The sequence below is a fragment of the Arthrobacter cavernae genome, from assembly GCF_017368795.1.
Taxonomy (GTDB): domain Bacteria; phylum Actinomycetota; class Actinomycetes; order Actinomycetales; family Micrococcaceae; genus Arthrobacter; species Arthrobacter cavernae.
The window spans coordinates 1-18,010 of the sequence record NZ_JAFNLL010000066.1; the positions used below are offsets into that span (position 1 = coordinate 1).

Below are 18,010 nucleotides of genomic sequence, written 5' to 3' on the forward strand. Positions count from 1 at the left end.
AAGAGCCTCCCGGCCCATCCACGTATCAAGACAAGAATCTGACGTCTGACTCACAGAACTACCTTCCTTGGGTCAACCACATACGTCCTCGTATGCAGAAGTCGGCCGCGGGGATTGATCCTGCGGCGCGCGCATCGGCTGGGCTTCGGTCTGCCCAGGGACACTTGAACGGGAACAAAGAAAAACCGCCGGCTGCGAACGCAGACCCGGCGGCAGAACATCCACGTTCAGCTCCCATTCTACGGTGGCACCCTGCCAGGGGTGGCCGCCGTCGGGCGTGAAATCTCTCACAGTGGGTGGGGTGGATGGGTTGACCTATACGCCGGGTTCTGTGTTCCCCTGCTGTTGCCGGCAGAGGAGTAGCGACCATCCATCTACGGACGCCGTTGCCGACGCCCTCCAGCGGCCTACCCGGGCACTCGGGCGAGCAGCCCTCAAACGTGCCCTGTCTGGCCTTGCTCCGGGTGGGGTTTACCTAGCCTTCCCGGTCACCCGGGAAGCTGGTGGTCTCTTACACCACCGTTTCACCCTTACCGGGATCCCAAGGGATCCCGGCGGTCTGTTCTCTGTGGCACTGGCCTGCGGGTTACCCCGAGTGGGTGTTACCCACCACCCTGCTCTGCGGAGCCCGGACGTTCCTCGAGCCACTTGCGTGACGCGCAGCCGCCTGGTCAACCCATCCGCCCTACAGTCTACCGGCGTCGGGCGCTGCTCCCGTCCGCCGGTAATATCGACAGGTGCTGATTCTGCTGCCGCCTTCCGAAGGCAAGACCCCCGCCGCCCACGGCCCCGCCGTCGACTGGGAGTCCCTGAGCTTTCCCGCCCTGAACGCGTCCCGGGCGAAGGTGCTGGAGGCGCTCGGCACCGTCAGCGCGCACGAGGACGCCCTCGCGCTGCTGGGCGTCGGCGCCTCGCTGAAGGACGACGTCGAGCGCAACACCCGGCTGCACGCGGAACCGGCGGCGCCGGCACACCAGGTCTATTCCGGTGTCCTCTACGACGCCCTCGGCTTCAACACACTGACCGCCACGCAGCGGCGCAAGGCCACCGAGTCCGTTCTGGTGGTGTCGGCGCTGTGGGGCGCCATCGGTTTTGGCGACCACGTGCCCGCCTACCGTTTATCCATGGGAACTGCATTGCCCGACGTCGGGCGCCTCGCCTCGTTCTGGAAGCCGCAGCTCAGCGCTGCCCTCGCCGAACGCACGGAGGGCGAGCTGCTGGTGGACTGCCGCTCCAGCACCTATACGGCGGCGTGGACTCCCCCGGCCGCGCAGACCGTGGCCGTCAACGTGTTCACGGAGGCCAACGGCAAGCGCACAGTGGTCAGCCACTTCGCCAAGCACACCCGCGGCGAGTTGGCCCGGCACCTGCTGACGCGGCGCGGCAAGGCGCCGGCCACCCCCCAGCAGCTGCTGAAGGTTGCCAACGAGGCGTGGACTGCCGAGCTGGTGGAGGGCACGGCGCGCAAGGCGCACGCCCTCAACATCATCCTGGCCGACTAAGCAGGCAGCCCGCCTAGTTCCACTCCGCGGAGCGCACAAGAATGACGCCGGAGTCCGGGCAGAAGACGATGTCGTCGTCCGCGGCGGCCTTGACCTCGGCGAGGTCGCCGGGGCTCAGCATCATGCCGGAGCCCTCCGACTTGCCGTGGAAGAGCCGCGCTGCGCCCACCCCGCGCTTGGCAATGGTCTTTTCGTAGACGGCCAGCATTCCGGCGTCGAGGCCCTCGGCGAAGGCGGCGCGCTGCGTCCGGACCTCGGTCTGTTCCGCGGCGATGACTGCGATGGCGGCGTCGAGTTCGGCGCGGATGCTGCCGAACGCACCCTGGATGTCGTCCACGATCTGTTGCTGGGCCCCCTGGCGTTCCCGCAGCCCGTCGAGGCGCTCCATGATTTCCAGCTCGACGTCTTCCAGATCGGAGCGGCGCTTGTTGAGCGAAGCAATGTCGCTCTGCAGTGCCATCAGGTCCTTGGACAGTCCGGTGCCGCTGTTCAGCCTGGCTTCGTCGCGCTCGATCCGGGAAACCACCTGCTCCACGTCCGCTTCGGAGCGGCGGAGTTCTGCCTCGGCGTCGTGGACGGCCACCTTCGCGGTGCCCAGTTCCCCATTGGCCACGTTGAGGGCGTCCTGCAGGTCGGTGATGCGCGGGTCCTGCTCAAGGACGCGGCGGCGGCCGGCCAAGGACTTGAGCTTGGCGTCCAGACCCTGCAGCTCAAGCAATTTCAACTGTTCCGCCGGTGCTGCCTTGGCCACGCTTACCTCCGCTTTATTGTGCCGGGGCTGTGTCTCAGGCCCGGCCGGGCTCTCAGCCCGCGTCCTTCTAGACTCTAGTCCCCGCCGGGAGTCAGAATGAAGTCCCAGGGATCGCTGTTGGTGGCGCTGACGCGGATCTCCACCTCGTGTCCCTGGTCCGCCAGCACATTCCCGAGCGCTTCGGCCGCCGCGGGCAGCCACAGCCATTCGCTGGCCCAGTGCGAGACGTCGATGAGGTACGGGCGTCCGTTCACCGCGTCTTCGCGGGCCTCGGACGCCGGGTGGTGGCGCATGTCGGCCGTAACGTAGACATCCGCCTGGCTGGCCCGGACGGCGTCGAACAGGCTGTCGCCGGCCCCGCCGCAGACCGCCACGCGGCGCACCAGCCCGTCCTTGTCCCCAGCCACGCGCACACCGCCGGCCACCGCCGGCAGCATTTCGAACACGCGGGCGGCAAAGTCGCCCAGGGTCATCAGCTCCGGGAGCTCGCCCACCCGGCCGATGCCTTCTTCCGGCAGGCCCTTGCTCGCGTGGGTCAGAGGCGCGACGTTCTCCAGGCCCATCGCATCCGCCAGGACATCGGAAACACCCCCGACGGCGGAATCACCGTTGGTGTGGACGGTCAGCAGCCCCGTCCCGGCTTCAATAAGTCGGTGCACCGCCAGTCCCTTGGCGGACGTGGCGGCCACCGAGTTGACGCCTTTGAGCAGCAAGGGGTGATGCGTGATGAGCAGCCCTGCGCCCCATTCGATGGCTTCGTCGATCACTTCCAGCGTGGGGTCCACAGCGAACAGGACCTTGGTGATGGGGGCTGTGGGCCGGCCCACCACCAGGCCCACCTCGTCCCAGTCCTCGGCGAGTGATTCGGGCCAGAGCTCTTCGACCGCCAGGAGGACCTGGCCCAGTGTGGGGGCCTCGGGGAGGTCACCGGCACCGGCGTCTTCGCCGGAGTCCGCATCGGGGAGTGCGGTGCTTACTGCTTCCATACCCTTATTCTTACCTCATGCGGCACGCACGGCGTTCCCCGCAGAGTCCGGACAACGTCACGGTCCCGTAAGGTATCCCGGGAATCATCCCGTGCCCCGATCCATTGAAGAGGTCATGAGAACTTTTGTACTTGGCGGCGGCTGCTTCTGGTGCCTGGACGCCGTCTACCAGAAAACCCGCGGTGTCAGCGCTGTGGTGTCCGGCTACACGGGCGGCCACGTGCGCAATCCGGACTACTACGAGGTCTGCTCGGGCACCACGGGCCATGCGGAAGTGGTGGCCGTGACGTTCGACGAGACCGTGGTTCCGGAGGAGGTCATCCTGGACATGTTCTTCGTCCTCCATGACCCCACCACGCTCAACCGGCAGGGCTACGACGTCGGCACACAGTACCGTTCGTCGATGTTCTATGAGACCACCGAGGAGAAGATCCTTTTCGAGGAAGCGATAGAGCGGGCGCAGGCATTGTGGTCCAATCCGATTGTGACCGAGGTCAGCCGGCTGCCCGATTTCTTCGAGGCCGAGGAAGTCCACCAGAACTTCTACGCCAAATTCCCGGCGCAGGGCTACTGCCAGGTGATCATCAACCCCAAACTAGCCAAGGCCCGGAAATATTACTCTGCATGGCTTGGCGCTTAGCCCGGGTGACCGGCGCTCGTTAGGCTGACCTCAGCATTCCCCTACTTCAGAGATAGGCATACATTCATGGCAAGGATCTACGACGACGTCACCCAGCTGGTCGGCCGCACCCCTCTGGTCCGCTTGAACCGGCTCACGGAAGGCCTCGACGCCACCGTCGCAGTGAAGCTTGAGTTCTACAACCCGGCCAACAGCGTCAAGGACCGCATCGGCGTGTCCATCGTTGACGCCGCCGAAAAGGCCGGCGCCCTGAAGCCGGGCGGCACTATCGTGGAGGGCACTTCCGGCAACACTGGAATCGCCCTGGCACTGGTGGGCGCAGCCCGCGGCTACAAGGTCATCCTGACCATGCCTGAAACCATGTCCACCGAGCGCCGTGTCATGCTGCGCGCCTACGGTGCAGAAATCGTCCTGACCCCCGGTTCCGAAGGCATGCGCGGCGCCGTCGAAAAGGCCCAGGAAATCGTTGCCACCACGGAAAACGCCATCTGGGCCCAGCAGTTCGCCAACCCGGCCAACCCGGAGATCCACCGCACCACCACCGCCGAGGAAATCTGGGCCGACACCGACGGCGCCGTGGACATCTTCGTGGGCGGCATCGGCACCGGCGGCACCGTGACCGGCGTGGGCCAGGTCCTCAAGGAGCGCAAGCCCGAGGTCCAGGTTGTCGCCATCGAGCCCAAGGACTCCGCCATCCTGAACGGCGGCGCCCCGGGCCCGCACAAGATCCAGGGCATCGGCGCCAACTTCGTCCCCGAGGTACTGGACACCAACGTCTACGACGAGGTCCTGGACGCCACCCTGGAGGACTCCGTAGCCACCGCCCGCGCACTGGGCGCCAAGGAAGGCATCCTGGGCGGCATCTCCGCCGGCGCAGCCGTGTGGGGCGCCCTGGAACTGGCAAAGCGTCCGGAGAACAAGGGCAAGCTGATCGTCGCGATCGTCCCGGACTTCGGAGAGCGTTACATCTCCACGGTCCTGTTTGACGACATCCGCGGCTGATTCTTCGCCCCCACGCCTTCATTTCCTGTAGAAAGGTCTTTGTGAGCTTCGTCGCAAGACTTAAGGAAGACCTCGACGCCGCCCGGTCACATGACCCGGCGGCTCGAGGTTCTTTTGAGAACTTTTTCGCGTATTCCGGACTCCATGCCATCTGGATCCACCGGCTGACGCACAAACTCTGGCAGACACCAGGGCTGCGCTTTCCGGCGCGCCTGATTTCCCAGCTGGGACGTTTCCTGACCGGTATCGAGATCCACCCCGGAGCCACCATCGGCCGCAGGTTCTTCATTGACCATGGCATGGGCGTGGTCATCGGCGAAACCGCGGAGATCGGCGAAGACGTCATGATCTACCACGGAGTGACGCTCGGCGGCAGATCCCTGGCCAGGGTAAAGCGCCACCCCACCATCGGGGACCGTGTGACCATCGGTGCCGGGGCGAAGGTTCTGGGCCCCATCACCATCGGCGCGGACAGCGCCATCGGTGCGAACGCCGTCGTCGTGAAGGACGCCCCGCCGGAATCGATCGTCACGGGTGTGCCGGCCACCTGGCGGCACCGCGACGCGAAGTCGGAGACCAAGCCCGCGGTGGACCCGGCCGAGTACTACATCGAATACCGGATCTAGCCGGCAAAACGCTTGTAGAAGTTCCAGAACACGGTGTCAAAAGCCCTGTCCGGAAGAAACTTGCGCAACGCCAGGATGGTCCGGGCGCCCCTGCCCACCGGGTACCGGGTCCTGGGCCGCCTGGCCGTGGCCGCCTGGACAATGGCCTTCGCAACCGTCCCGGGAGGGGTGGACAGCGCGCTCCCTGACGTCGAGGCCAGCGCCGCTGCCACAATCCGTGCCTGTTCCCGGTACGGGCCCGCGCCGGAGACTGCCAGCAGGCCCTCGCCTGCGATGGTGCCCCATTCGGTGTCCGTGCCGGCCGGTTCAATGATCGCCACATCGATGCCGTGCTGCTTCAGCTCCAGGCGCAGCGAGTCGCTGAGGCCCTCCACTGCGAACTTGGTGCCGTGGTACCAGGCACCCAGCGGCTCGTACATCTTGCCGCCGATTGAGGACACATTGATGATCCGCCCGGATCCTGCCGCCCGCATGCCAGGAATCACCAGCTGCGCCATCCTCGCCAGGCCGAAAACGTTGACTTCGAACTGACGCCGGCCTTCATCAAGCGCCACTTCCTCCAGCGATCCGTAGGAGCCGTAGCCGGCGTTGTTCACCAGCACGTCGAGGCGTCCATGCTGGTGCAGGACCGTGTCCACGGCAGCCACCATGGAATCGTCGTCGGTGACGTCCAGCGGCAGCACGGTGATGCCGTGGGCCCTGAGCGGCTCCATCTTCTCCACCCGCCGAGCTCCCGCATAGACCGCCAGCCCGGCAGCACTCAGTTTGATGGCGGCCTCATAGCCGATCCCGGTGGAGGCTCCGGTGACAAATGCGACACGTTGCGGCATGGTGGGTCCTTGCTCCAGGGCCACGAGTGGCTGTGGTCCCGGCACGTCAAAGGCCGGTGCCTCCCAGCGTAACGGGGAAGCACCGGCCTTTGTCAGGAACAGCGTGGGCAGCAGGGTCCCTAGTGCGTGTCGACTGCCTCGACCTCGGACTTGTCTTCGCTCCACAGGGTGTGGAAGGTGCCCTCGGCGTCAACGCGGCCGTAGGTGTGTGCACCGAAGAGGTCGCGCTGGCCCTGGATCACGGCGGCGGCAAGGCGCTTGCGGCGCAGGCCGTCGTAGTAGGCCAGGGAGGAGGAGAACACGGGAACCGGGATGCCCAGCTGGACCGCCGTGGCAACCACGCGGCGCCATGCCGGCAGGACGTCGGCAATGGCCTTGGTGAAGGCCGGGGCGAACAGCAGGTTGGCTGGCTTTTCCTCGGCCGCGTAGGCGTTGGTGATTTCCTTGAGCAGCTCTGCACGGATGATGCAGCCGCCGCGCCACAGCGAGGCGATCTCATCCAGCTTCAGGTCCCAGCCGTATTCCTTGGCAGCCGAGGTGAGCATGTCCAGGCCCTGGGCGTAGGACACCAGCTTGGAGGCGTACAGCGCCTGGCGGACGTCCTCGACGAAGTTGGCGGGGATCTCGACGGCGATTTCCTCGCCGGCCAGGACTTCCTGGGCGATCTTGCGCTGCTCGGCCTGGGAAGACAGTGCACGGGCGAAGACGGATTCGGCAATGCCGGACACCGGGGAGCCGAGTTCGAGGGCGGAGATGACCGTCCAGCGGCCGGTGCCCTTCTGGCCTGCGGCGTCGACAATCACGTCAACGAACGGCTTGCCGGTCTTGGCGTCAACGTGGCCCAGGACCTCGGCGGAGATTTCGATGAGGAAGGAGGACAGTTCGCCCGTGTTCCACTCGGCGAAGATCTTGGACTGCTCGGCCGGCTCGATGCCCGCGCCGGAGCGGAGGAGATCGAAGGCTTCGCCGATGACCTGCATGTCGGCGTATTCGATGCCGTTGTGGACCATCTTGACGAAGTGGCCGGCGCCGTCGGTGCCGATCCAGGCGCAGCAGGGCTTGCCGTCGACGTGTGCGGAGATCTTCTCCAGCAGCGGGCCGAGGGCGTCGTAGGACTCCTTGGAGCCACCGGGCATGATGGACGGGCCGTTGAGGGCACCTTCCTCGCCACCGGAGACACCGATGCCTACGAAGTGCAGGTCCTTGGCGGCCAGGGCAGCTTCGCGGCGGCGCGTGTCCTCGTAGTGGGAGTTGCCGGCGTCGATCACGATGTCGCCCGGCTCCAGCAGCGGCGTCAGTTGCTCGATGACGGCGTCCACGGGGGCGCCTGCCTTGACCATGATGAGGACGCGGCGGGGCTTCTCGAGGGAGTCCACCAGTTCCTGCAGGGTTTCCGTGCGGACGAAGTCGCCGTCGGTGCCGTGCTTTTCCAGCAGGGCGTCGGTCTTTTCGACGGAGCGGTTGTGGAGAGCCACGGTGAAGCCGTTGCGTGCAAGGTTGCGGGCCAGGTTGGCGCCCATCACCGCAAGGCCGGTGACACCGATGTGTGCTGACATCAAATACTCCAATTCGATCGTGTGCAAACAGTCCTGCGCCCGGCGCAGGAAACGTTTTCTAAACCAAAGGCTGAATAAACCATACGTATTAAAAGCTGTTGCGGGAAAGTCCTGCCCACGTTTTGGAACAGGCCACGTCACAAACCAGTCTATGATGCCGCGCACAGGAAGCCACCGCACCGGGACGTCCCGTGGAGCTCCGGTATGGCCGCCCGCTACTATGCTTACGATTATGTCAACCAGCCTTCACCACCGCGCCGTTGAGCATCTGGGCACCCGCATTGTCGCCGGAACCCTCCCCACGGGCCACGTGATGCTGGCCGAGCATCTGGAAGATGAGCTCAAGGTATCCCGCTCCGTGATCCGCGAGGCCGTGCGCGTCCTACAGTCGCTTGGCTTGGTGGAGACCATCAAGCGGGTGGGCATCCGGGTCCTGCCGGCCCACCGCTGGAACCCCTTCGATCCCCTCGTGATCCGCTGGCGCCTGGCCGGCGAAGGCCGCGGCGCCCAGCTGCGCTCACTCGCCGAGCTCCGCTCCGCCGTCGAGCCTGCGGCAGCCGAACTGGCCGCCGCCAACGCTCCGGAGGCGCTCCGCAAGGAGCTCGTGGAGATCTCGCTGGCCATGCGCGATGCCGGGGAAGCCGGGGACGTTCCCCGCTTCCTCGAACTCGACATCCGCTTCCACGCACTGGTGCTGTGCGGTTCCGGCAATGAAATGTTCGCCAACCTGATCGGCCAGGTCACCGAAACCCTCACCGGCCGCACGGCCCACGGACTGATGCCCGAACACCCCCAGAAGGACGCCCTGCAGTGGCACATGGACGTCGCCCACGCCATCGAAGCCGGCAACGGCGCCGAGGCCCGCGAAGCCGCCGGCAGGATCATGCGGGAGGCCATCTCGGACCTGGCACCCAGCTGGCACGGCCAGCCCAGGGTGTTCGTACCGGTGGAAAGGCGCTAAGGCCGGAAGTCCAGCAGGACCTTGCCCGACTCCGCAGAGTTCCTGGCCACCTCGAAGGCCTCGAGCCCGCGGTCCAGGGTGAATTCGTGCGTCACCACAGGATCGACGAAGAGCGAACCGTCGGACAGTGCCGCGATGACCTCGTCGATCTCGTCGTTGAAGCGGAAGGAGCCCAGCAGCTCAAGCTCGCGGGTGATGGCCAGCGAGATGAACACCGGCTGCGGACCGGAGGGCAGCAGCCCCACCATCACCACTTTGCCGCCACACACGGCGCCCTTGATGGCCGAGGTCAGGCCGACGTGGCTGCCTGAGGACTCGATCACGATGTCGGCCTCAGCCGCTGCGATGGCCTCGGCGTCGTCGCCCTTGAGGACCTCGTCGGCGCCGACTGCCCGTGCGATCTCGAGCGGCTTGTCGTGCATGTCCACAGCCACGATCCTGGCGGCGCCGGCCCTCTTGAGGACGGCGACGGCGAGCGCGCCGATGGGCCCGCTGCCGATGACCAGGGCGGTCTTGCCGGCGACGTCCCCGGCGCGGGCGACGGCGTGCCAGGCCACGCTTGCCGGCTCCACCAGGGCTGCCGTGCGCAGGGACAGTCCTTCCGGAAGGACGCGGAGCATCCGGGAGGGAAGCTTGGTGTAGCGGCTGAAGGCCCCGTCCGTGTGCGGGAAACGCGCCGCGCTGCCCAGGTAGGTGCAGCAGGGCGAAAGGTTGGGCCGGTCCTCCGGGTACTTGGCGTCCCCGGGGGCTGGAGTGGCCGGGTGGACTGCGACGGCGGTTCCGGCAGCGGGGCCGCTGCCGTCCGCGGCTGCCTGGGCCACGACGCCCACGATTTCGTGGCCAAGGACCATGGGGGCCTTGAGCACCGATTCACCGGCGGCGCCGTGCAGCCAGTAGTGCAGGTCCGAACCGCAGATCCCGCCGTAGGCGATCTCCACCACGGCTTGGTCCGGCGCAGGGGCGGTCAGTGGAACGTCCTCGACGCGGAGGTCTCCGGCGGCATGCGCGACGACGGCGGGGGCTGAGGCGGGGAGCCGGAAGCCGGGCATCAGACCACCACCGTCATTCCGCCGTCGACGAAGATCGTCTGGCCGTTGACGAAGTTGGAGGCCTCGGACGCCAGCCAGACAGCGGGTCCGGCCAGGTCCTGAACGGTCCCCCAGCGGTGCGCGGGTGTGCGTCCCAGGATCCAGGAGTTGAAGTCTGCGTCATCGACGAGGTTCTGCGTCATTTCCGTGTGGATGTAGCCCGGCGCGATGCCGTTGATCTGCAGCCCGGAGGCAGCCCATTCCGCCGTCATGGCGCGGGTGAGGTTGCGCAGCCCGCCCTTTGCGGCCACGTAGGGCGCGATGGTGGGCCGGGCGAGGTCGGTCTGGACCGAGCAGATGTTGATGATCTTGCCGCGGCCGCGCGGGATCATGTGCCGGGCCGCTTCGCGTCCCACGAGGAAGGCGCTGGTCAGGTCGGTGGTGATGACGCGGTCCCAGTCCTTGACGTCCAGGTCCAGCATGGGGACGCGGTGCTGAATGCCGGCATTGTTGACCAGGATGTCCAGGGGGCCGAGGTTCTCCTCGATCCACGCCACGCCCTGCGCCGCGGACTCCGCGTCCGTCACGTCGAAGGCGCGGCTGTGGACGTGCCCTTCCGGGTAGTCGGCGGCCATGGCGGCGTGTGCGCCGGCCAGGCGTTCGGCATTGATGCCGTTGAGCACCACCGTGGCGCCAGCATCGGCCAGGCCGCGGGCCAGCGAGTTGCCTATTCCGCGGCTGGAGCCGGTGATGAGCGCAATGCGCCCGGTGAGGTCGAAAAGACCACTCATAGTCGGTTTTCCTTCTGCTTCGTGTTTGCTGTGACGGTGGCTGGTGAGCTGAGGTTGGCGATTGCCTGGCGTACGACCGCGAGGTCTTGGTCGCCGAGTCCCTGCCGCGTGAGTTCGGCATAGAGTTCGACGCCGGCCGCGGCCATGGGGACCGCGCTGCCGGCAGCCGCGGCGCTCTGGATGACGAAGCCCAGATCCTTGTGCATGAATTTGGCGGGGCCCGTGGGGGCATAGTCCTTGGCGGCGAGGCGGGGTCCCACAATGTCCAGGACGCGGCTTCCGGCGAGCCCGCCGGCCAGGACCTCATAGAGGGCCGCGACGTCCATGCCGGAGCGTTCGGCGAGCTCGGCGGCCTCGGCGAGTGCCGCCGTCGTGGTCCCGACGATCAGCTGGTTGCAGGCCTTGGCGAGGGAACCGGAACCCAGCGGCCCCATCCGGCGCACGGTGATCCCCATGGTTTCGAACAGCGGCAGGAGCCGCTGGAAGTCGTCCTCCGTGGCTCCGGCCATGATGGCCAGCGTCCCGTCCTGCGCCCCTTTGGTGCCTCCGCTGACCGGCGCATCGACGACGACGGCGTTCCCGCCGCTGGCGTCGTGGACCGTGCGTCCGAATTCCTGGACGGCGGTGGGCAAGACGCTGCTCATGACGACGACGGCGGTTCCCGGCGCGGGTGCCTGTGCCCGCCAGGATTCCAGCAGCGGCGCCGCGGCTTCTTCGATGTATGGGAGATCCGGGAGCATGAAGATAATGACCGGCTCGTCGCGGAGTTCCGCCACGGACGCCGCCCGGCGGACGCCGTCCAGCTCCCGGAAGGCGGCTTCCGAGCGGTTCCAGGCTGTGACCGTCCAGCCCGCCTTCGCAACGTTGGCCGCCATGGGCGAACCCATCAGTCCCAGTCCCACGAAACCCATGCGCTTGGCCGTCATATTCGGCTAACACCTCACTTCTTTGTGGTCCCTTAGGGAAAATCTGTTCAATATCCTAGCCGCCATTCAGTATGATGAACACCATGACGACTGATGAACTTACCATCGCGATCGCCGTCCCGCTCGAAGCCGAGCATGTGGAACGGATCCGCGCCGTAGACCCTTCCAGTACCGTGCTGTACGAGCCCGATTTGCTCCCGCCCGAACGCTTTCCTGCCGACCATTCCGGCGATCCCGCCTTCCAGCGGACCCCGGAGCAGGAGGAACGCTACTGGGCCATGCTCAACCAGGCACAGGTCCTTTACGGCTTCCCCAACGAGAGCCCGGCCGGCCTGGCCCGGATCGCCAAGAGCAACCCGCACCTGCAGTGGATCCACGCCATGGCCGCCGGCGCCGGAGGTGCCGTGAAGGCTTCCGGACTGGACACTGAAACGCTCCAGAAGTTCCACGTCACCACCTCGGCCGGTGTGCACGCCCTGCCCCTCGCGGAGTTCTCCGCCTTCGGCATCCTGAACGGCTTCAAGCGCAGCGCCGAACTGGCACAGGACCAGGCCGCTAAGCACTGGCCCGAGCTGCGCACCCCCACCAAGCTGGCCAACGGCTCCAAGGTGGTCATTGCCGGCCTCGGTGAAATCGGCATGGAGACCGCCCGCGTGGCGCGAGCCCTCGGCATGAAGGTCAGCGGCACCAAGCGCAACGTCGAGCCCATCGAGGGGATCGACGAGGTCACGGACAACAGCGGCCTCGCCGGCCTGGTGGCCAACGCCGACGCTGTCGTCAACACGCTTCCGGGCACGCCTTACACGGAAAAGCTCTTCAACAAGGAAATCTTCTCCGCCATGCAGCCCGGCACGGTGTTCGTCAACGTGGGCCGCGGCACCGTAGTGGACGAGGACGCGCTGCTCGAAGCCCTGGAGAACGGACAGGTCTCCTACGCCTGTCTGGACGTCTTCGCCGTGGAGCCCCTCCCCCAGGACAGCCCGCTGTGGAACCACCCGAGGGTCCTGGTGTCCCCGCACACCTCGGCCCTCAGTGCCGCGGAGAACCGCCTCATCGCCGAGCGCTTCTGCAGCAACCTGCGGACCTTCCTCGACGGCGGCGAACTCCCCCACCTCGTGGATCCGGTCCACTTCTACTAAACCGCCCTCCAGGCCCCCGGGCCTGGCAGCCCAACAGCCAGACAGCCCCCCGGATTCCGGAGGGGCTGTCTGCGTCTCCGACTGCCCGCACAGCATCGCCGAGGGACACCCGCCTCAGGGCACTGCAAAGCGGCGGCCACCCTCCCACTGGGGAGAGCGGCCGCCGCTTTGCAGTGGTGCGGGACGTGCTAGGAGGCGTCTTCCGTGGTCAGGAGATCGCGGCCGGCCGTTTCCGGAGTGAAGAAGGTGGTGACGAAGGAGATGAGCGCCAGCACCAAGGAGTAGATGGAGAGCACCAGCCACGAGTGGTTGGTGGCGGCCAGCAGGAGGGCACCGAGCAGCGGCGCGAGTCCGCCGGCGAGCACAGCCGAGACCTCGCGGCTCATGGCCACACCGGTGAAGCGGTACTGCGAGCCGAACAGCTCAGGGAGCAGCGGACACTGCGGGCCGAGCATCGACTGCACGCCGATGGCGATGCCCACGGCCATGACAATCCACACCAGGGTTACATTGCCGAGCGTGACCAGATAGAAGGCAGGAACGGCGATGATGGCCTGGAACAAGGCACCGTAGCGGTACACCGGGACGCGGCCGAAGCGGTCGGACAGTGCACCGAACGTGACCACCAGGACGGCGGCGAACCCTGCAGCGATCAGCAGGCCCACCGGACCGATGGAGTTGTTTCCGGCGAAGACGCCGGCCGGCATGCTCATGAAGGAGACCAGCAGCGCCGAGTAGATCGACGAGTTGCCATTCTCGCCCATGCGCAGGCCGATGCCGATGAGGACGTTCTTCTTGGAGTGCTTCCAGAGCGCACCAATCGGGTTCTTGACCACATTCTTGTGCTTCTCGAGCTCCTGGAAGGCAGGAGTCTCCTTGAGGCGCAGTCGAATGAACACTGCCACGATGATCAGGATGAAGCTGGCCAGGAAGGGCACGCGCCACAGCCAGCCCTGCATTACGGCCTTGTCCGCCATGGCAATGAGTGCGAACGTTCCCGCGCCCAGCAGCGTGCCGAGCTGGATGCCGACAAACGGCAGCGCGGCAAAGAAACCACGACGGCGGCGCGGTGCGACTTCCGAGATCAGGGTGGTGGCGCCGGCCTGCTCCGCGCCGGCACCGAGGCCCTGGACGATCCGCAGTGTCACCAGGAGGACCGCGCCCAGCATGCCTGCCTGCTCGAAGGTGGGCAGCAGGCCGATGGCGAAACTTGCCGTTCCCATCAGGGCGATGGTGAGGATCAGGACCATTTTCCGGCCGAAGCGGTCGCCGATGTAGCCAAACAACAGTCCACCGAAGGGCCGTGCCGCAAAACCGACGCCATACGTGGCGAACGAGGCAATGAGGGCACCATCCGGGCCCAGCGGTGAGAAGAACAACGGCCCGAAGATCAAGGCCGAGGCCAGGCCGTAGATGTAGAAGTCGTAGTACTCCAGGGCGGATCCCACGGAGCTGGCAAGAGTTGCCCTTCGCAGCTGCTCCGGTTCAACAACGGAATCGGCAGCTTCGGCAAGCTTTGCATCGGTACGAGTTGTCACAAGCACTCCCTCAAGAACACTCCAGGCCCCCGTTGGCCTGGTGAGATAGCGATGGCGTCCACGCCATATCCACTATATTGAACAGCGTACATGGTGCTGAACGATCAACCAAGAGAGAAATCAGATTTATTCAAATACCCGGAAGCGTGACGCTCATCATGTGGCCGCGTCAACCCATGGGATTGCCGAGCGAACGGGCAAGCTCCTTGAGTTCCTTGACCATGAGGGCGCCCTGCTCCGCGGAATAGGTGGCCTTCAGCGCCGTGACGGACAGGCCAAGGCTTGGGCCGTGCGCCCCGTGCGTGGGAACCGGCACGGCCAGGCAGACGACCCCCACCGTGGACTCCTCATCCTCGAAGGCAAAGCCCTGCTCCCGGATGGTGACGACCTGCGCCTTCAGTTCTTCCGCCGTGCGCAGGGACTTTGCCGTCATCACCGGCAACTCGGTGCCGTCAGGGAAGAGCGCCGCGATGTCGTGGTCATGAAGCTGCGCCAACAGGGCCTTCCCCACGCCACAGAGCGAGACGGGCATTTTGTCGCCGATGTTGGACGTCAGCCGGACGGCCGGGTGGCCCTCATAGCGGGCCAGGTAGATGACATGGTCGCCGTCGAGCATCGCAATCCGGACAGTCTCGCCGGACAGCGTGGGCGCCTGCCCGCAGTACCGGTAGAACTCCTGGACCTCGTCCATGCGGCTCAGGTAGGCGGCGCCAAGTTCCACGAGCTTGCGGCCAAGGGCGAAGTCCATGCCCTGGCGGGTGATCAGCCGGGCCTCCTCGAGTGCCAGCAGCAGGTTCGAGGTGGATGACTTCGGGATGCCCAATTCGCGGGCCAGATCGCTCAGCGTGAGGCGGCCCGACGGCGATCCCGCCAGCGCCTCAAGCACTGCAGCGGCCCGTGTTACAGCCGGCGCGGGAGAAGAGCTCCCCAAACCTTCAGAGGAACGCGTGGTGTGGGAATCGGCCATGATTCTCCTTCGTCGGTGAATGCCTGCGTTCAATCTACTGAACACCAACCATCATAGTGGCAGGAGCATGGAAATGGTCCGGCTTTCCGGAACATCCGCCGGACGACACGCTGGCAAAAGGTAGAACGTCCTGCTTCCCAAGGGCAAGAATTCGCTGTATATTCATTTTTGAGCTCTCCACCGCGGCATCCCCCAATAGTCGCGGTGGAGAGCTCTTCCAATTCCCGGACGGATCGCCTGGGCTGGTACGGGCCAGCCAGTAACGCAAAAACCCCGCCGCTCCAAGCCTGATGACGTGGAATGACGGGGTTTCTTCGGTGGGTCCTACCGGGATCGAACCGATGACATCCACGGTGTAAACGTGGCGCTCTACCAGCTGAGCTAAAGACCCAAGATGCTGCTTTCCGCGCTTCGGCGCTTCAACCAACGAACATAGACTCTACCTGATCAATCGCCGGAAACACCAATCGACGGCGCGGACGGCTCCAGATCGGGCAATTCCCGCGCCAGCCACGCCAGGGCACCGCTGACGCCGGCCTCAAGTTTGAGCGTGGCGAACCCATCGCCGCGGGTGGCTCCCCTGTTGATGATGACCACCGGCTTGCCGAGCTTGGACGCGTGGCGTACGAACCTCAGGCCGCTCATGACGGTCAGCGACGAACCCGCCACCAGCAAGGCCCCGGCCGCGTCCACCATGGCGTAGGCGCGTTCAACACGGTCCTTGGGCACGTTTTCGCCGAAGTACACGAAATCGGGCTTCAATACCCCGCCGCAAACGGGGCACACGGCCATGATGAATGAGCTGATGAGTTCGGGATCTTCCACTGTGGCATCGGCGTCGGGCGCCATCTCGATAATCCCGCTCGACAGGGCCGCCTCGAGGTAGCCGGGGTTGATCTCCTCAAGGATGGAGGCGATGAGCTTCCGGGTGAAAACGTGCCCGTTCTCCAGACAAACCACTTGGTCGAACCTGCCGTGCAGATCCACCACGTTCACGCTTCCGGCGTCCTCGTGCAGCCGGTCCACGTTTTGCGTGATGAGGCCGGTCAGGAGGCCGCGGCGCTCCAACTGCGCGACGGCGATGTGCCCGGCGTTGGGGTCGGCGTGCCGCAGATGGGCCCAGCCGATGTGGTTCCGGGCCCAGTAGCGGCGGCGGTTGGCGGGACTCCCGATGAACTCCTGGTAGGTCATGGGGTTCCGGGGAGCCGAGCCGGGTCCGCGGTAGTCGGGGATCCCCGAGTCCGTGCTCAGGCCGGCGCCGGTGAGCAGCGCGAGGGGCAGCCCGCCCAGGACGGCGCCTGCCTCCCGGACAGCGTCGAGCTCTTCGGGTCCGGGTGGTGCCGCGGCAGTTGGCGGCATGCTGGCAAAGCCAGTCAGTCCGACGCCCGGCCGCTGCGGCACCACGGGGCTAGTTCTCCCCGAGCCCGGCCAGCACCCGGCGGTACTCGGCCAGATCGCGGGCCTGTCCGCGGGGGTTCACCACGACGTACCGGATGATCCCGGCGGCATCGATGATGAAGGTGCCGCGCAGGGCCATGCCGCTTCCGGCGTCGAACACCCCATACTTTTCGGCAACGGCCCCGTGCGGCCAGAAGTCCGCCAGGAGATCGAACTCATAGCCCTCCTTGTCCGCGTAGGCGCGGACCGTGAACTTGCTGTCCACGGAGATGGCCAGCACGGTCGCATTGGCGTCCTGGAAGACGGCCAGGTTGTCCCGGATCTCGCACAGCTCCCCCGTGCAGATGCCGGAGAACGCAAACGGGTAGAAAACCACCACGACGTTGCGTCCCCGCAGGGCGGACAGGCGGACCGGTTCGCCGAACTGATTGACCAACTCGAAGTCGGGAGCCTCCTGCCCCGGCTGCGGGACGGCCGACGTCGAGGCCGGTACCTGCCGGACTGCAGTCACTTGTTCTTCTTCCGCGCCACAAGGCGCGTGGCACTCCAGTCCTTGGACACCCCTGCAGAGGTAGTGAGGTGCAGGCCTGCCGTCGGTGCGGCGTCCTGGATGTCTGCCGGGGAAACGTAGTTGTCACGGCCGGACTTGGGGGTAAGGACCCACACAACCCCGCCTTCCGTGAGCGTGGTCAGCGAATCAACCAGGGCATCCACAAGATCCCCGTCGCCGTCACGCCACCAGAAAATTACGGCGTCTACAACTTCATGGTCGTCTTCATCCAGCAACTCGGTGCCCGTGACGTCTTCAATATCGTCACGCAGGTCCATATCGACGTCGTCGTCGTAACCGAGTTCCTGGATCAGATCCCCGTCCCTGAAACCCAATCGTTCCGCCACATTTACCGATGTCGCGGCGTCGGCCTCGCTCACGTTTTCCTCCTCTTGAAGTGACTTCGATTACTACCAGCCAACACCCTTTGGGCGTGTGCTTCAAGCCATTGTCCCTGCCACGCGCCATATTCCGCACCACCACAGGCCGTTCCCCCGCAAGTCAGGGCCGCGCCCATGGTCACACACGCGGCCCCACTGTGACATACAACGCCCCGGCGGACCCCGCGGCTACGCATCGCGGCGCCGACGAAGCTAGAGTGGCCATGAGCGCTTTGGCTGCAGGGCAACAGCCCCAGGAATACTACTGCGCAGCCATGCGCTCACCATAAGACCTGCCCGGCGCATCTGACCGGGCTGTTGAAACCGAGATGTCGCACACGACGCGTTCATGCCGGGCAGATACCCTGCCGGACCTGAGGCGCCGATGGATGCGCCTAAAGAGAGGTTGGACGTGGCTGCAGGAGAAGAGACCTCCCAT

Annotated in this window: 18 protein-coding genes, 1 tRNA gene and 1 other RNA gene; 6 read left to right on the forward strand and 14 right to left on the reverse strand. The window is 65.9% G+C overall.

Going from position 1 to position 18,010, the window contains the following annotated elements:
• Positions 1-302: 302 nt before the first annotated feature.
• An RNA gene (rnpB, locus tag J1902_RS18170) (RNase P RNA component class A) lies at positions 303-679 on the reverse strand.
• 58 nt (positions 680-737) lie between these two features.
• Here rnpB and J1902_RS18175 point away from each other — a divergent pair.
• Complete coding sequence (locus J1902_RS18175; RefSeq protein ID WP_207617787.1) at positions 738-1,502, forward strand: YaaA family protein; 765 nt, start codon at positions 738-740, stop codon at positions 1,500-1,502.
• Positions 1,503-1,515: 13 nt separating this feature from the next.
• On the opposite strand, the gene J1902_RS18180 is transcribed toward J1902_RS18175, so the two are convergent.
• On the reverse strand, positions 1,516-2,253 hold the full coding sequence (locus J1902_RS18180) for a zinc ribbon domain-containing protein (RefSeq protein ID WP_207617788.1): 738 nt from the start codon (positions 2,251-2,253) through the stop codon (positions 1,516-1,518).
• 74 nt (positions 2,254-2,327) lie between these two features.
• Entirely contained in the window at positions 2,328-3,239 is a 912-nt protein-coding gene (locus J1902_RS18185; RefSeq protein ID WP_207617789.1) for a Nif3-like dinuclear metal center hexameric protein, read from the reverse strand.
• A 115-nt stretch (positions 3,240-3,354) separates the two neighbouring features.
• On the opposite strand from J1902_RS18185, the gene msrA reads away from it, so the two are divergent.
• From msrA to epsC, 3 genes are all read left to right on the forward strand, one after another.
• The gene (gene msrA, locus J1902_RS18190; RefSeq protein WP_207617790.1) at positions 3,355-3,879 is read left to right on the forward strand and encodes a peptide-methionine (S)-S-oxide reductase MsrA; all 525 of its coding nucleotides are present in this window, start codon (positions 3,355-3,357) and stop codon (positions 3,877-3,879) included.
• 66 nt (positions 3,880-3,945) lie between these two features.
• The gene (gene cysK / locus J1902_RS18195; RefSeq protein WP_207617791.1) at positions 3,946-4,881 is read left to right on the forward strand and encodes a cysteine synthase A; all 936 of its coding nucleotides are present in this window, start codon (positions 3,946-3,948) and stop codon (positions 4,879-4,881) included.
• 41 nt (positions 4,882-4,922) lie between these two features.
• The gene (gene epsC / locus J1902_RS18200) at positions 4,923-5,507 is read left to right on the forward strand and encodes a serine O-acetyltransferase EpsC (RefSeq protein ID WP_207617792.1); all 585 of its coding nucleotides are present in this window, start codon (positions 4,923-4,925) and stop codon (positions 5,505-5,507) included.
• Here the strand turns inward: epsC and J1902_RS18205 are convergent.
• Both J1902_RS18205 and gnd read right to left on the reverse strand, forming a co-directional pair.
• Positions 5,504-6,337: an oxidoreductase gene (locus J1902_RS18205; RefSeq protein ID WP_207617793.1), complete on the reverse strand. Its 834-nt coding sequence runs from the start codon at positions 6,335-6,337 to the stop codon at positions 5,504-5,506. The two genes, epsC and J1902_RS18205, sit on opposite strands and share 4 nt — an antisense overlap.
• Before the next feature lie 119 nt (positions 6,338-6,456).
• Entirely contained in the window at positions 6,457-7,893 is a 1,437-nt protein-coding gene (gene gnd, locus J1902_RS18210) for an NADP-dependent phosphogluconate dehydrogenase (RefSeq protein WP_207617794.1), read from the reverse strand.
• 232 nt (positions 7,894-8,125) lie between these two features.
• Between gnd and J1902_RS18215 the strand changes: the two genes are divergently transcribed.
• A complete protein-coding gene (locus J1902_RS18215) occupies positions 8,126-8,854 on the forward strand; it encodes a FadR/GntR family transcriptional regulator (RefSeq protein ID WP_207617795.1) in 729 nt (242 codons plus the stop codon).
• Here the strand turns inward: J1902_RS18215 and J1902_RS18220 are convergent.
• The 3 genes from J1902_RS18220 to J1902_RS18230 are packed head-to-tail and all read right to left on the reverse strand — an operon-like array spanning position 8,851 to position 11,599.
• Positions 8,851-9,903, reverse strand: a complete 1,053-nt coding sequence (locus J1902_RS18220; RefSeq protein ID WP_207617796.1) for an L-idonate 5-dehydrogenase — start codon at positions 9,901-9,903, stop codon at positions 8,851-8,853. The genes J1902_RS18215 and J1902_RS18220 overlap by 4 nt on opposite strands.
• Complete coding sequence (locus J1902_RS18225) at positions 9,903-10,673, reverse strand: SDR family oxidoreductase (protein ID WP_207617797.1); 771 nt, start codon at positions 10,671-10,673, stop codon at positions 9,903-9,905. The genes J1902_RS18220 and J1902_RS18225 overlap by 1 nt, the downstream gene beginning before the upstream one ends.
• Positions 10,670-11,599 carry an NAD(P)-dependent oxidoreductase gene (locus J1902_RS18230; protein ID WP_207617798.1) on the reverse strand — a complete coding sequence of 310 codons (930 nt, stop codon included), beginning with the start codon at positions 11,597-11,599 and terminating at the stop codon, positions 10,670-10,672. The genes J1902_RS18225 and J1902_RS18230 overlap by 4 nt, the downstream gene beginning before the upstream one ends.
• A 71-nt stretch (positions 11,600-11,670) precedes the next feature.
• Between J1902_RS18230 and J1902_RS18235 the strand changes: the two genes are divergently transcribed.
• Positions 11,671-12,738: a D-2-hydroxyacid dehydrogenase gene (locus tag J1902_RS18235; protein ID WP_207617799.1), complete on the forward strand. Its 1,068-nt coding sequence runs from the start codon at positions 11,671-11,673 to the stop codon at positions 12,736-12,738.
• Positions 12,739-12,926: 188 nt separating this feature from the next.
• On the opposite strand, the gene J1902_RS18240 is transcribed toward J1902_RS18235, so the two are convergent.
• From J1902_RS18240 to J1902_RS18265, 6 genes are all read right to left on the reverse strand, one after another.
• Entirely contained in the window at positions 12,927-14,282 is a 1,356-nt protein-coding gene (locus J1902_RS18240; protein ID WP_372434596.1) for an MFS transporter, read from the reverse strand.
• A gap of 163 nt (positions 14,283-14,445) precedes the next feature.
• Complete coding sequence (locus J1902_RS18245) at positions 14,446-15,243, reverse strand: IclR family transcriptional regulator (RefSeq protein WP_207617801.1); 798 nt, start codon at positions 15,241-15,243, stop codon at positions 14,446-14,448.
• A gap of 318 nt (positions 15,244-15,561) precedes the next feature.
• Positions 15,562-15,634: transfer RNA gene (locus J1902_RS18250), tRNA-Val, on the reverse strand.
• 56 nt (positions 15,635-15,690) lie between these two features.
• Positions 15,691-16,602, reverse strand: a complete 912-nt coding sequence (locus J1902_RS18255) for a Sir2 family NAD-dependent protein deacetylase (RefSeq protein WP_242702195.1) — start codon at positions 16,600-16,602, stop codon at positions 15,691-15,693.
• A gap of 49 nt (positions 16,603-16,651) precedes the next feature.
• Complete coding sequence (locus J1902_RS18260) at positions 16,652-17,152, reverse strand: peroxiredoxin (protein WP_207617803.1); 501 nt, start codon at positions 17,150-17,152, stop codon at positions 16,652-16,654.
• The gene (locus J1902_RS18265) at positions 17,149-17,571 is read right to left on the reverse strand and encodes a DUF3052 domain-containing protein (RefSeq protein WP_207617804.1); all 423 of its coding nucleotides are present in this window, start codon (positions 17,569-17,571) and stop codon (positions 17,149-17,151) included. Before J1902_RS18265 ends, J1902_RS18260 begins: the two co-directional genes overlap by 4 nt.
• Between the last annotated feature and the right edge of the window lie 439 nt (positions 17,572-18,010).

Excerpts from the sequence above, each read along its gene's own strand:
- J1902_RS18215 (WP_207617795.1), top strand. The coding sequence starts at position 8,126 with ATGTCAACCAGCCTTCACCACCGCGCCGTTGAGCATCTGGGCACCCGC.
- J1902_RS18220 (WP_207617796.1), bottom strand. The coding sequence starts at position 9,903 with ATGCCCGGCTTCCGGCTCCCCGCCTCAGCCCCCGCCGTCGTCGCGCAT.
- cysK (WP_207617791.1), top strand. The coding sequence starts at position 3,946 with ATGGCAAGGATCTACGACGACGTCACCCAGCTGGTCGGCCGCACCCCT.
- msrA (WP_207617790.1), top strand. The coding sequence starts at position 3,355 with ATGAGAACTTTTGTACTTGGCGGCGGCTGCTTCTGGTGCCTGGACGCC.
- J1902_RS18245 (WP_207617801.1), bottom strand. The coding sequence starts at position 15,243 with ATGGCCGATTCCCACACCACGCGTTCCTCTGAAGGTTTGGGGAGCTCT.
- J1902_RS18185 (WP_207617789.1), bottom strand. The coding sequence starts at position 3,239 with ATGGAAGCAGTAAGCACCGCACTCCCCGATGCGGACTCCGGCGAAGAC.
- J1902_RS18225 (WP_207617797.1), bottom strand. The coding sequence starts at position 10,673 with ATGAGTGGTCTTTTCGACCTCACCGGGCGCATTGCGCTCATCACCGGC.
- J1902_RS18205 (WP_207617793.1), bottom strand. The coding sequence starts at position 6,337 with ATGCCGCAACGTGTCGCATTTGTCACCGGAGCCTCCACCGGGATCGGC.
- J1902_RS18255 (WP_242702195.1), bottom strand. The coding sequence starts at position 16,602 with ATGCCGCCAACTGCCGCGGCACCACCCGGACCCGAAGAGCTCGACGCT.
- J1902_RS18235 (WP_207617799.1), top strand. The coding sequence starts at position 11,671 with ATGATGAACACCATGACGACTGATGAACTTACCATCGCGATCGCCGTC.
- J1902_RS18230 (WP_207617798.1), bottom strand. The coding sequence starts at position 11,599 with ATGACGGCCAAGCGCATGGGTTTCGTGGGACTGGGACTGATGGGTTCG.
- gnd (WP_207617794.1), bottom strand. The coding sequence starts at position 7,893 with ATGTCAGCACACATCGGTGTCACCGGCCTTGCGGTGATGGGCGCCAAC.